General features: G+C 69.5%; 11 protein-coding genes. 9 read left to right on the top strand and 2 right to left on the bottom strand.

The features are described 5' to 3' along the window. Positions 1 to 102: 102 nt before the first annotated feature. Positions 103 to 1,950 carry a DNA/RNA non-specific endonuclease gene (locus ACFWW9_RS17615; protein ID WP_390378236.1) on the bottom strand — a complete coding sequence of 616 codons (1,848 nt, stop codon included), beginning with the start codon at positions 1,948 to 1,950 and terminating at the stop codon, positions 103 to 105. A gap of 70 nt (positions 1,951 to 2,020) precedes the next feature. Next, positions 2,021 to 2,695 carry a hypothetical protein gene (locus tag ACFWW9_RS17620; RefSeq protein ID WP_390378239.1) on the bottom strand — a complete coding sequence of 225 codons (675 nt, stop codon included), beginning with the start codon at positions 2,693 to 2,695 and terminating at the stop codon, positions 2,021 to 2,023. A gap of 350 nt (positions 2,696 to 3,045) precedes the next feature. On the opposite strand from ACFWW9_RS17620, the gene ACFWW9_RS17625 reads away from it, so the two are divergent. The 9 genes from ACFWW9_RS17625 (at position 3,046) to ACFWW9_RS17665 (ending at position 13,213) form a co-directional block, all read left to right on the top strand. Continuing rightward, positions 3,046 to 4,068 carry an XRE family transcriptional regulator gene (locus tag ACFWW9_RS17625; protein ID WP_390378241.1) on the top strand — a complete coding sequence of 341 codons (1,023 nt, stop codon included), beginning with the start codon at positions 3,046 to 3,048 and terminating at the stop codon, positions 4,066 to 4,068. Further along, positions 4,065 to 5,162: a hypothetical protein gene (locus tag ACFWW9_RS17630; protein WP_390378244.1), complete on the top strand. Its 1,098-nt coding sequence runs from the start codon at positions 4,065 to 4,067 to the stop codon at positions 5,160 to 5,162. The genes ACFWW9_RS17625 and ACFWW9_RS17630 overlap by 4 nt, the downstream gene beginning before the upstream one ends. 101 nt (positions 5,163 to 5,263) lie before the next feature. After that, a complete protein-coding gene (locus ACFWW9_RS17635) occupies positions 5,264 to 6,391 on the top strand; it encodes an acyl-CoA dehydrogenase family protein (protein WP_390378247.1) in 1,128 nt (375 codons plus the stop codon). Then, complete coding sequence (locus ACFWW9_RS17640) at positions 6,391 to 7,410, top strand: s-methyl-5-thioribose-1-phosphate isomerase (protein WP_390378249.1); 1,020 nt, start codon at positions 6,391 to 6,393, stop codon at positions 7,408 to 7,410. Before ACFWW9_RS17635 ends, ACFWW9_RS17640 begins: the two co-directional genes overlap by 1 nt. Further along, positions 7,407 to 8,090, top strand: a complete 684-nt coding sequence (gene mtnC, locus ACFWW9_RS17645; protein WP_390378252.1) for an acireductone synthase — start codon at positions 7,407 to 7,409, stop codon at positions 8,088 to 8,090. The genes ACFWW9_RS17640 and mtnC overlap by 4 nt, the downstream gene beginning before the upstream one ends. After that, positions 8,090 to 8,692 carry a methylthioribulose 1-phosphate dehydratase gene (gene mtnB, locus ACFWW9_RS17650; protein WP_390378255.1) on the top strand — a complete coding sequence of 201 codons (603 nt, stop codon included), beginning with the start codon at positions 8,090 to 8,092 and terminating at the stop codon, positions 8,690 to 8,692. The genes mtnC and mtnB overlap by 1 nt, the downstream gene beginning before the upstream one ends. Then, positions 8,689 to 9,270, top strand: coding sequence for an acireductone dioxygenase (locus ACFWW9_RS17655; RefSeq protein ID WP_390378258.1), 582 nt, complete (start codon positions 8,689 to 8,691; stop codon positions 9,268 to 9,270). The genes mtnB and ACFWW9_RS17655 overlap by 4 nt, the downstream gene beginning before the upstream one ends. A 297-nt stretch (positions 9,271 to 9,567) precedes the next feature. Continuing rightward, entirely contained in the window at positions 9,568 to 11,388 is a 1,821-nt protein-coding gene (locus ACFWW9_RS17660) for an amino acid adenylation domain-containing protein (RefSeq protein ID WP_390378261.1), read from the top strand. A 241-nt stretch (positions 11,389 to 11,629) separates the two neighbouring features. Continuing rightward, positions 11,630 to 13,213 (top strand): asparagine synthetase B family protein, encoded by a 1,584-nt coding sequence (locus ACFWW9_RS17665; protein WP_390378264.1) that lies wholly within the window; start codon positions 11,630 to 11,632, stop codon positions 13,211 to 13,213. Positions 13,214 to 13,236 lie beyond the last annotated feature (23 nt).

Raw genomic sequence — 13,236 nt, forward strand, 5'->3', positions numbered from 1 at the left:
CCGCCGCCGGCGCCAACCGCCGCGCGGGGGGGGTGGGTCCCGCTGCCACCGCTCGCCGGCCCGTTCGGGCGGGGGCGGCCCCGAAGACCTCCTCCCGGCCGCTCACGACCAGCGGATCTCCTCGGTGCTCGACAGCGGTTCGCGCTCGGCCGCTTCGAGCACCTCGGGAGCCGTGGTGTCGGCGTCGCGCACCGCCGCGGGGAACTCGAGCCCGGTGCGCTGCTCCAGTTCGGCGATCGTCACCTGGTAGACCCGGAACTCGTCCAGGTCCAGCGCTTCGAGCTGGTCCAGGTTCTGCGTGAGCAGGAACGCCTTGGTCTTGAGCACGCCGCCCTCGGCGAACGTGATCACCTTCCAGAACTCCCGCGGCAACGGCACCTCGCGGAACACCCGGTCGTCGGCGGCGAACACCGGCCCGCCGCTCACGGACACCCGGAGCCGGTCGACCTCGACGTCGGCGAACAGCGCGTTCTCCAGCTCGCCCCAGAGCCCGGCCTTCGCGCTCTGGTTGAAGTCGTCCATCTGCGGCGTGATGTTGGTGAAGTAGAAGGAATCCGTGTTCGCCCGGTCCGCCACGGCGTCGCTGCCCCAGACCAGGTCGGCCCGCCGGGCGATGTGCCCGCGGTCGAGCCGGTTGTTCTTGTACAGCTCGTCGCCGACCTGGAACTCGGCGGGCACGCGCGGGTCCTTGACGAACGGGATGCCCGCGCGGTCGAGCTTCTTGAGCGCGCCGCCGTCGATGTTCCACGCCACCCACAGCGCGAACCTGCGCGACTTGCTCATGGCCAGCGAGAAGTGCGTGTAGTCGATCCGCTCGGTGCCGCCCACGAGCACGGCGTCGTCCTTCGTGGACGCGGTCAACGCGGGCGTCCTCACCCGCGTGCCCAGGAAGTCCACGTCGAAGCCGGTCGGCGCGGCCTGCACGGCGACGGTCGGCGGGTCGAGGGTGATCTCCAGCTTCTCGAACACCGACTTCGGCAGGCAGGCCAGCGAGTGCTCGTCCGGGTCGCCACCGCCCTCGCCCGCGAAGTGCAGGCCAGCCAACACCTTGCTCGGCCTGCCGTTGCCCATCTTGAAGATCCAGGCCGCTCCCGAGTCGCCGCCGGAGCTGATCTCGCCGTCGGCGGGCGCGTTCCGCTCGTCCACGCCGATCTCGAACCCGCCGATCTCGCACACCCCGGCCGTGCCGCCGTAGTCGATCTTCACCAGCGTGTCCACGCGCCGCACGACCCCGTGCGTGACCCCGGTCGTCCGACCGCTCTTGACGACCTTGTCGCCGAGTTCCGGCTCGCCGATCTGGGTCACGGCGACGCCGAGTTCCATCGCGGTGACGTCGAACGCCCGGTCCTCGATGGACGCGATGGCGCAGTCGCCCGCCTTGCCCAGGTAGGAGCGCACCAGCCTGCCGAGGCGGTTGCGGTCGACCCGGTTGTCGTCGTGCGCGCCGGGCTGGACGACGTCCTCGCCGAGCGCGCCCTTCGCGCCGTGCAGCACGTGCCAGTTGCTGAGCACGTAAGGGGTTCCGTCGGCCTTGTCGTAGACGATGCAGCCGATCGTGCCCGCGCTGACCTTGACGTGACCGACGCTCGCGCCCGGTGCGATCGGGTCGATCCGGATCTTGCGCTCGACGGCCGCGGCCTCGGCCACCACCTTGAAGTCCGGCTTGTAGTCCCGTTGCAGCACGTCCGTCGGCACCTCGACGCCGTCCACCAGGATCGACTTCGGCAGCGCCACGGTGTCCAACGCCTCCAGTTCCTCCGGCTGCGCCTTCTGCCGCACGGTGAACTGGACCGAGATCTCCTTGGTGGGCTTGCCGTCGCGCTGCTTGTAGCCCACGCCGATGGAGGACACGTTGTCGTCGCGCAGGAAGTCCGAGCCCTTGGCGCGGATGAACCGCCGCAGCGAGACCAGCAGCTCGTCACGGCCCTTGGCGGGCTTCTTCGCGGCCATCGGGCACTTCCTCTCGGATCACCTTGCTGTCGCCAGGTGTCCGAGGGGTGTTAGCCGAGGTGGGAGCCGCTCACCCGAACAGCCCAAGCCGCACGGCGACCAGCGGCCGGTCCTCGACCGGGGACGACTCGGCGCTGTTGACGCTCCACCGGTACCGGCTGAACCCGCCCGTGGCGTCCGAGGCGTAGAACATCATGTGCCCGTAGCCCGCGCCGGTGTGCTGCGTGGTCTCGTCGACGATCCGGCTGTCCGGGAACGAGGCGTACTCGCCGACACCGAACATCCCGTGCGGCTCCGACGTGCAGTCGACGATCTCCACCGCGTACTGCGTCTCGCCGTCCACGGCCCCACGCCCGTGCAGGACCTCCTTGACCTCGCGCACCATCACGATGTGCCCCGTGTGGGTGCCCTGGTCCTTGCGGAAGTCGATCGCGATCAGATCACCGGGCCGCAGGTCGGCGACCTGATCGACCAGGGTCATCCGCGGCACGGTCCCGCTCGCGAACGCCTTCAGGTAGTCCCGCGCATAGGGGCTCTGGGACCCGAAGTGCTTGGCGAAGAACCACCGCGTGGCCCACTTCGGATAGGCCCGCCGCAACACCGCCGTGATGAACGAGGCGCACTGGCTCTGGTTCGTCCAGGTCTCCGGCTGCCCAGGCCGACCCCACCGCACCACGTTCCGCTGCGCCGGATCCTTGTAGACGTTCCGCGTGACCGGGCAGTTGTCGACCAAGCGCTCAGCCACGACCAGGTGAGCAGGCCGCCCACCAGCGGACCGGCCCACGGCACTGTGGAGAGTCGCCCGAGTGCTTCCCATGGTGGACAACGATAGGTAAGGCCCATCGGGGACCCGGCGTCCGGGGGTTGTTCACGCTGCCCGGAGGGCATGAAGGGCGTTGATCCAACTGCTGGGGTTCAGTGAATGCTCAGCAACGGGATTGTATGTCCCGTGTCGATCGTTGACAACGCAAAATATGTGACAAAAGGTGGTTCTGTTCCGCTTAGTCACAGGTGAACGAGGTTCATCGGTCGAGTTTCGTCATGTACTCTGGTGGCTCTTCAGGGGTTCAGTAAACTTCACTGAAGGGTCGCGGCATGACCGTTGATCGCTCGTCCTCCGCTCTCGCGCGTCGCCTGAAGGCGTTGCGTCCAGGGGGCCGGAACGGTGTGCCCATCACTCAGGGGCAGTTGGCGGCGGTCTTTGGCGCGAGCACTGCTCTGCTCTCGTCGTGGGAGAGCGGCAAGGCGATCCCACCTCCGGCGAGGCTTGACGCCTATGCCACCTTCTTCGCCTCGAAACGCTCGATCGAGGGCGGGCCGTACCGGCTCCTCAGTGAGGCAGGTCTTACCGACGACGAGGTCAGGTCTCGCGACCAGTTGCTCGCCGAGATGGAGCGGCTGGTCGAGTCCGGTAGCGCTGACCACGGCTTCTGGTATTTTCGCGACGCATTCGACATCACCGTCGTCGTGGCGAAGTTGCCCGACGACCAGATTTCCCCGACGCCGTTCACCGATCCGGCAAGCCCGGACTACGTCGAGCTGTACACCTACGCCGACCTGGACTCGCTGATCGAGTTGCACGGCCACATCCGCTCGGTGAACCCCCGCAGCGTGGTCCACTTCCGCACGGCCGACTCGCTCACGCCGGACGACTACACGACTCACCTGGTGCTGCTCGGCGGCGTGGACTGGAACATCGTCACGAAGGACGTCGTCGACCGGGTCGACCTCCCGGTGAACCAGGCGGAGCGCGAGACCGTATCCGATGTAGGTGGGTTCGCCGTTCGGGAAGGCGACGAGGACCGGGTGTTCGCCCCGATCCTCGCCAATGGTGAACTGGTCGAGGACGTGGCGCAGTTCTACCGGGGCCTCAACCCGTACAACAAGAAGCGCACCGTCACCATCTGCAATGGAATGTTCGGTCGAGGCACCCTCGGGGCGGTCAGGGCCTTGACCGACGCGAAGTTCCGGGACCGGAACGAGGACTACCTCAGGGGCAGATTCGACGGGCAGGTTTCCTACAGCATGATCACCCGTGTGACCATCGCCAACAGGCAAGTGGTGACTCCCGATTGGACCGAGTCCGACAACCGGCTGTTCGAGTGGCCGCAGGGATGAGGCACCACGGTGACCACAACTCGCTACTGGCCAAGGTGGACGGATCGCCCGCTGAGGTGGACGCGCTGATCGTGCCGACCAACCGCACGTGGCCCTACCTGCGGTCCGTCATGGAGTTGGCCCGCGATCTCGAATGCCACCTGCTGGTCTTGTGCAGCGGGCGAGCGGACACCGGCAAGACCGTCGAACTCGCCGAGCAGCACGGGGTGGATGTCGTCGCGATCGATGTCGGCCAGGTGAGCGCCGGCCTCCTACCGCAGTTCCGAACCACCCAACTGCTGGCCAAGACGCGCTTCGACCGCAAAACCGACACGAGCTTCAAGCGCAACCTGGGCCTGCTGTTCGCCACCTCGGCGGGGTGGAGCCGTGTGGTTTTCCTCGACGACGACATCAAGGTCCCCGACCCGCGTGACCTGGCCAAAGCCGCCGGGTTGGTGGGTTCCTACGCGGGCGTGGGCTTGCGGATCGGTGGCTACCCGGACAACTCTGTGGTGTGCCACGCCTACCGCGAGGTCGGAGGCTTCCAGACGACCTTCATCGGTGGCGGAGCCCTCGCCGTGGGCACGCGGTCGATGGCGTCGTTCTTCCCGGACGTCTACAACGAGGACTGGTTCTTCCTGCTCGACGACCGAGGTCTGCGGCTCACGGCGGTGACCGGGTACGCGGAGCAGAAGCCGTACGACCCGTTCGCGAACGACAACCGAGCACGTGTCGAGGAGTTCGGCGACTGCCTCGCCGAAGGCGTGTTCGCGTTGTTGGACGACGGCAAGTCGATCGACGCGGCGGACGAGGCCTACTGGAAGGCGTTTCTCGCCGGCCGTGAAGAGATGATCACCGGCATCATCAAGGCTGCGGAGCAGAGCCCTGCCGGCACCCCGCTCATGGTCTCCGCGTTGAAGGCCGCACGCGGACGCTGCCAGACCATCCCCCCGGCACTGTGCGTCGAGTACCTGGCGGCGTTGCGGCACGACCGGAAGGTGTGGCGGAAGTTCGTCGAGCGGCACCCCGCGCGGAACGCGGGCAGTCCCGAGAAGGCCTTGGCGAGCCTCGGCCTGACTCACGCCGCCAGGGTGAGGCAGCCCCTCCCCGTCTGAGTGTTCATGTGGCGAGACGCTCATCCACGTGTCGTGACCGGCCATTAGGCTCGAACTGCGCTCGGCTGACCGGGCGCGTCGCGGAGTCTGGAGGCAGTTGCATGACGTTCACCGAGGGTCGGCAGAAGTGGCTGACCGTCGCCGAGGAGTTGGCCACGGCGTTGCGGGTTGATGCCGCTGAGCGGGATCGGCTTGGCGGGTCGCCTGTGCGGGAGCTTGAGTTGCTCAAGCAGTCCGGGTTGCTGACGATCTCGGAGTGGGGGACGCAGCAGGCGGTCACCAGGGTCGTCGGGGCGGCGGACGCGAACATCGGGCACCTGCTCGGCTACCACTACCTCCAGATCTGGCGCAGTGGGCTGTTCGACGTGCCGTACGAGGTCGGCGACAACCTGTTCTGGGCCGGGGTCAGCAATCCGTTGGACGCGGCGTTGAAGCTCACGCCGGTGGACGGTGGGTTCGTCGTGGACGGGCGCAAGACGTTTGCCACGGGGGCCGCGTTGGCGGATCGGCTGGTGGTCAGCGCCACGCGGACGGACAACGGCGAGAAGCTGACGTTCCTGCTCGACGGCGGGACCGAGGGGCTCTCGTTCGCGGGTGACTGGGACAACATGGGGCAGCGCCTCACGGCCAGTGGTGGCGTGGTGTTCGCCGGGGTGTTCGTGCCCGCGGCGAACGTGCTCGGCGTGCAGCCCGACGAGGACGCGTCGCCGCGGCTGTCGTTGGCGGCTCTGGGGTTTCAGCTCGTGCTCGCGCAGCTCTACGTCGCCATCGCGGAGGGCGCGCTCGCCGAAGCCGCCCGCTACACGCGCTCGACGACCCGGCCGTGGTTCCTCAGCGGGGTCGACACGGCCACCGCCGACCCGTACGTCCTGGCCACCTACGGTGAGCTGGTCGCCCAGGTCGAGGCCGCCGGGCTGCTGGCCGACCACGCGTCCGAGGCGCTGCTGGCCGCGTCCGACGCTGGCGCGGCGCTGACCGCCGAGCAGCGCGCCGCGACGGCCGCCACGATCTCGTCGGCCAAGGTGTTCTCGACGCGGGTCGTCAACGACACGACGTCCAAGGTGTTCGAGCTGTGCGGGGCCCGCGCGACGGCCTCCGGCTACGGCTTCGACCGCTTCTGGCGCAACTCCCGCACGCTGACCCTGCACGACCCGGTGAGCTACAAGGCCCGCGAGGTGGGGGAGTACTTCCTGACCGGCGGACGGGCGCCGTTCACCGGGTACAGCTGATGGAGCCGGTGCTCGCGAACAGCGTCCGGCTGGCCGACGACGGCGTGCACGTCCTCGACCGCCGGAACTTCCCGTTCGAGCGCACCTGGGTGCGGTGCACGACGGTCGAGGACGTCGCCAAGGCCATCGAGGACATGGTCACCCAGTCGTCCGGCCCGTACTTCGCGGTGCTGTGGGGCCTGGTCCTCGCGGCCCGCGAGGCGGCGGGGCTGGACGCCGCCGACGCCCGCGCGCACCTCGGCCGCGCCGCCGAACGCCTGGAGAGCACCCGCCGCACCAACAACCACCTGCGCAAGGCCGTGGCCGCCGTGTTGACGGCCGTGGACGCGGCGGGTCCGACGACCGGCGCGGCGCTCGAAGCCGCCGCGCTGGCCGGGGCGAAGGCGGGCGACGAGCGCTACCGGTCCCGCAGCCGCGCGCTCGGCACGTCCACCGCGGCGCTGCTGGCCGACGACGCCTGCGTGATGACCCACTGCTGGGCCGACCTGTACCTGACGGAGACCGTGCACGCCGCCCACCGGGCGGGCAAGCGCTTGCGGTTCATCTGCACGGAGACCCGCCCGTACCTGCAAGGCGCGCGCCTCACCGCCGAGACGCTCGCCGAGATGGGCGTCGACACCACCCTCATCACCGACGGCATGGGCGCGGCCGTGCTCAGCTCCGGCGAGGTGGACGCCCTGATCACCGCGGGCGACCGCGTCACCATGGACGGCCACGTCGTGAACAAGATCGGCACCCTCGGCCTGGCCGTCGCGGCGACGGCGTTCGACGTCCCGTTCCACGCCCTGGTGCAGGCCCCGGACCGGCTCGCCCCGACCGCCGCCGACGTCCCCATCGAATACCGCCCCGGCGACGAGGTGCTGTCCACCCTGGGCAGGCGCACGGCCAGCGACCGCGTCCGCGGTCTCTACCCGGCGTTCGACATCACCCCGCCGAGGTTCGTCACGTCGGTCGTCACCGATCGCGGCGTCTTCGCCCCGACCGCGCTGGCCGACTACTACCGAGGAGAACAGCAGTGAGCACCCCGACGTGGGTCGTCCTGGACATCGAGGGCACCCTCAGCTCGACCGACCAGGTCCTCGTGGTCCTCTACGACTACGCCCGCCCCCGCTTGGGCCCGTGGATCGACGAGCACCCGGAGGACCCGGCCGTGGTCGAGGCCGTGGCGCAGGTCAAGGCGCTCGCCGACCTCCCGTCGGACGCCACGACGGCCGACCTGGTGACCGTGCTGCACGACTGGATGGACCGCGACCAGAAGATCGCGCCGCTGAAGGCGTTGCAGGGCCTCATCTGGCAGCAGGGGTACACGAACGGCGACTTGGTCGCGGAACTGTTTCCCGACGTGGTCCCCGCGCTGAAGGCGTGGCACGACGGCGGTTCCCGCCTGGCCGTGTTCTCCTCCGGCTCGGTGCCCGGCCAGATCGCGTTCTTCGCCCACACCACGACCGGCGACCTGACCCCGCTGTTCGAGCACCACTTCGACACCGTCAACGCGGGCCCCAAGCGCGAGGAGCAGTCGTACAAGACGATCGCCGCCGCCCTGGGAGCCCAGCCGGAGGAGATCGTCTTCTACTCCGACGTCCCCGCCGAACTCCACGCCGCGGCCGCGGCGGGATGGGGAACCGTTGGCGTGGCCCGAATCGGCGAGCCGTACGGCGACGCCGACTTCGGTCCACACCGGACCGTGCGGGCCCTGTGATGGACCTGCTGGAGGCAGGCGAGGCCCTCGCCGCCGAGTGCGCCCGGTACACCGCGATGGGGTGGATGCGCGGCACGTCCGGCAACCTGTCGGTGGTCCTCGACCGCGACCCGCTGCGCCTGGCGGTCACGGTCAGCGGCAAGGACAAGGGCGAGTTGACCGCGGACGACGTCGTGATCATCGACGCGGAGGGCGCGACCACCGACCCGGTGAAGATCCCGTCCGCAGAGGCGGGCCTGCACGGCCGCATCGCGCAGGTGTCCGGGGCGGGCGCGGTCATCCACGTCCACGCCATGGCTCCCGTCGTGGCGGGGGAGTACTGGCCGCGGGGCGTGCCGCTGCGCGACCTGGAGATGCTCAAGGGCTTCGGTCGCTCGGCGCACGACGACGACGTGCTGATCCCGGTCGTCCCCAACTCGCAGGACATGCGGGTGCTGGGCGACGCTTTCGAGGTCGGCTACCGCAAGGACACCCCGGCCTTGATCGTGGCCCGGCACGGGGTGTACGTGTGGGGAGACGACCTGCACCAGGCACGACACCGCGCGGAGTGCCTCGACTGGCTGCTCCGCTTCACCGTCGAGACGAGGAGGGACAACCGATGACCCTGCTGACCGTGTGGCCCGATTCGGATCCGGGAACCGTGCTGACCAGGACGGACGTGCCGAGCGAGATCGCCGTGGAGTTGAAGCGGCTGGGCGTTCGGTACGAGAACTGGCCCGTCGTGGAGGGCTTGTCCGCCACGCCTACGTCGGAGGAGGTGTTGGCGGCGTACCGGGCGCAGGTGGACCGGGTCGTGGAGACCGAGGGGTACATCCTCGTGGACGCGATGCACATGACGCCGTCGGACGACCCCGAGTGGGTGGAGGGGGCTGCTGCTGCCCGCAAGAAGTTCCTTGCGGAGCACACGCACGATGATGACGAGGACCGGTTCTTCGCGCGCGGGGCGGGGGTGTTCTACCTGCACGTGGAGGGGAAGGTTTTCGGGATCCTGTGCGAGGCGGGCGACCTGCTCAGCGTGCCCGCGAACACCACGCACTGGTTCGACATGGGCACGACGCCGGATTACGTCTCCATCCGGTTCTTCCACGATGACGACGGGTGGGTCGGGAACTTCACCGGCAGCGCGATCGCTTTGTCGTTTCCGACCTTCGACACCTTGATGGCCGGGCGGCACTCCTAGGGGTTCCAGGTGGTCACCCCGTCACCGGAGCGGCGGGGGCGGGGTGCCGCGAGCGGCGGCGGGCCGGCCGCCCGCCCCGCCCGCGCTTCCCCACGCCTCTCCGGTTCCGTGTTACGACAAAATGCAAAACTTCTTAACCGTCTCTTATGCAATTCGATTTGAGACGTGTTTTCCGGTGTACTTTCGTGCACTGCACTTGCTCGAAAATCGCATTCGCTTGTGTTCGTTTTCCCGCCTGCCTACGGTTTCCGGACGAACGACGTGATCGGCCGTCCCGAATCCGTGAGTGGTGTTTTGATGTCGATCGACCACTGTGTGCCACGCGCTGTCGCCCACCGCGCCGCCGAAGCGGCGGGAGCGGTCGCGGTCGAACTCGACGGCGTGGGGATCACCTATGCGGAGCTCGAACTGAGGTCCGCGGCGGCGGCCGAGCAACTGCTCTCCGCCGGGGTGCGGCCCGGCGACGTCGTGGGCGTCCTGACGGGGGGTGGCCTCGACATGGTGCCCGCGCTGCTCGGAGTGCTGCGAACGGGCGCCGCCTACCTCCCCCTGGACGCCCGCCACTCCCGAGCCCAGATCGCCGAACTGCTGCGACTGGCTCGCAGCGAGTTCGTGATCGCCACCTCGGACGTGGACGACGACCTCGCCCCGGCGAACGCGACGACGGTTCGACCGGTCTGGGACGGGCCGACCTCGCAGGGGAGCCCGGTCGCCGTGGTCGCGCCGGAGGACCTCGCGTACGCGATCTTCACCTCGGGATCGACCGGTGAGCCCAAGTGCGTGGCGGTGCCGCACCGCGCATTGGCCAACCACGCGTCCGCCATGTCCAAGAGGTACTCCCTCGGCCCCGCCGACCGGGTTCTCCAGTTCGCGAACATCGGATTCGACGTCGCGGCGGAGGAGATCTTCCCCACGCTGGTGTCCGGTGGCTGCGTCGTGCTCTGCCCGACCCCGCCGCCGCCGGAGAAGCTGGCGGAGGCGCTCGACCGCGCCGGGGTGACCGTCGTGAACCTGCCTTCCGGCTACTGGCAGCGGTGGGTCGCGACACTCGCGACCGCGGATCGCGTGGAGGTGCCCGCCCTGCGCTTGGTCGTGATCGGCAGCGAAGGCGTCGACCCGGCGGCGGTGACCGCTTGGCGGAGGACCGTCGGCCTTCCGCTCGTGAACGCGTACGGGCTGACCGAGACGACGATCACCTCGATGGCCTACGCCGTCGAAGACGCGGACCTCGACGGCGGGGTCGTGCCCGTCGGCCTGCCGATCGACGGCGTCACAGCGCATGTCCTGGACCCGGAGGGCCGTCCGGTGCCGGTGGGCGTGGAGGGCGAACTCCACATCGGTGGCGCCTGTGTCGCACTCGGCTACCTGCACCGGCCCGACCTGACCGCCGAGCGCTTCCTCCCCGACCCCTTCTCCGACGTGGTCGGCGCGGTCGTCCACCGCACCGGCGATCGAGCACGCGTGCGCGCCGACGGCAACGTCGAGGTGCTGGGCCGTTTGGACGACCAGTTCAAGGTCAACGGGTACCGCGTGGAACCGGCCCACGTCCAGTCCGCCCTGTCGACCCATCCACTGGTCGTCGAGTCGGTCGTTCGGCCGCGAACGGGGCCGGGTGGAACGGTGCGGCTGGTCGGCTACGTGGTGCTGCGCGGTGGCGTGCTCGACGTTCCGTCCGGGTTGAGGTCCCACCTGGTCGACCGGCTGCCCGTCCACCTGGTGCCGGACGTCTTCGTCGCACTGCCGCGCATGCCGGTGACCGCGAACGGGAAACTGGACCACGCGGCCCTGCCCGAGCCCCCCGCCGTTCAGCGACGCGCAACCGTGGGGGCGGCTCGCACCGCCGTGGAGTCGAGGCTGCTGGAGATCTGGCGCGAGGTGCTGGGCTCCGACGAGTTCGGTGTGCACGACAACTTCTTCGACGTCGGCGGCGACTCGGCGAAGTTGTTGGTGGTCATGTCCCGGCTCGGTGAGGTGAACGCGCACGGTGTCGGTCTCGTGGCCCTGTTCGAGCACCCGACGATCGCGTCCCTGGCCACGCGCTTGACGCGATCGTCGAGTGCCCCGTCGTCGGACCGTCGACCGGGTGCGACCCCCCGCAGGCGCCGGGTCACACGCTGAACTACCCCTCCGCCGCACGCCGTGAGCACGTGCGGGTCGGCAGGTTCCCGAGCGGCTGAGTGGATGGAGGAAGCGGTTGTCGACGGTGTTCGGATGGTGGAGCGGAGAGCGCGGTCTGCCGCTGACGGCGCCGAGCGTCGTCGAGACGATGGCGGGGCGGAGCAGCCGCGGACCCGGACCGCACAGCACGTGGACGGGGAGTCACGCCGTTCTCTCCCAAGGCGGGGGCCGTGGTCCCGCGGTGCTCCGGCAGGACTCCGCGCACGTCGTGGTCGCGTTCGACGGCTACCTCCACGGCGTGGCGAGCGGTTCGGAGGCGGACGTGGTCCTCCGGGACCACCTCCGGTGGGGCGAGGCCGCCGCGGAGCGGTGGGAAGGGGCCTTCGCCTTCGCGATCTGGGACGGCCGGACCGGAGAACTCGTCCTGGGCCGGGACCGCATGGGCGTCAAGCCGCTCAGTTTCGCCGTGCTCGACGAAGGGGTCGTCTTCGCGTCGGAGTTGGCCGTCCTCGCCGTCCACCCCTCGGTCGTCCCGGAACTCGACGGCAGGGGCCTGAACGCGTTGATCACCCAGGTGCGCGGTCCGGGGCTGGGCGTGCTGCGGGGAGTGCGCGAGGTGAGGCCGGGAACGACGGTCCGCTTCTCGCGCACCGGCGAGCGTCATCGCCGCTACTGGTCGTTGGAGGCGCACCCGCACGACAAGTCCACCGCGGACACGGTCGCCTGCGTTCGCGAACTGCTCGTCCGGATCGTCGCGGACAACCTCGACGACGCCGATCCGGCGGTGCTGCTCTCGGGTGGCACCGATTCCAGCGTGCTGACCGGGCTCGTCGCGGGCGCCCTCGGCAGGTCCCCGCACACGTTCACCGTCACCTTCGGCAAGGGCGCGGCGGCGGTGGTGGACCTCCCGCACGCCGAGGAGGTGGCGCGGTTCTGGGGAACGGCTCACCGAACCGTCGTCGTCGAACCCGTGGAACTGTCCGATCCCGGCACCCTGAACAGCGCGCTGCTGGCGAAGGACCACCCGACTCCGTTCGGGGACAAGAACATCACCCCCTACCTCTTCAGCCGCGTGGTGGCGGCGCGGACGTCGGACGCGCTCAGCGGAGAAGGCGCGGACGCGCTGTTCGGAGGGCTGGGTCCCTCTCCCGCACCCGATCGGGTGCTGACGACGTTCCCCTGGATCGAGAGAGCACGGTCGTTCGACGCGCGGTACGGCCTCGGCGGTGGCCTTTTCCGCCAGGACCTCTTGCGGGACACGGACATCGCCGGATACCTGGCGGACCGGTTCGACGACGCGATGGCCGAGGTGCCCCGCCTCGCGGGCGAGTCGCCGGTCGACCGCCTGGGCCGGGAAGTGGACTACCTGACCGTCACCCGGCTGCTGGAGCAGACCGTGCACCACTCCGAGCGGCTGAGCACCGCGGCGGGCCTGCGGCTGCGGTTCCCGTTCGCGGACCACCGGTTGTTCTCGTTCCTCTACGACGTCCCCCCGCGGGTCAAGGCCTTCGACGGCCGGGAGAAGAGCCTGCTGCGGGCCGCGGGGCGGGACCTGGTGCCCCCGTCGGTGCTGCGGAGGCCCAAGGTGCCGTACCCGATCACCTACGACAAGGGCTACAAGGCAGGGCTGGTCGTCCGGTTGCGCGCCCTGCTCGACGACTCGTCCGCCGCGGTCCACGACCTGCTCGACCTGTCGTCGGTCGTCCGGTACGTGGAGAACCCCCGGCTGCTCGACCGGGGCGGGTGGCTGGGCCGCGCCGACGTCGAGATGGCGTTGCAGCTCAACGACTGGATCCAGTGCCTGGGTGTTCGTGTTCGTCTCTGACGCACGACGACGATCGGATGTTT

Origin of the sequence: Umezawaea sp. NPDC059074 (assembly GCF_042738955.1) — a bacterium.
Classification (GTDB): domain Bacteria; phylum Actinomycetota; class Actinomycetes; order Mycobacteriales; family Pseudonocardiaceae; genus Umezawaea.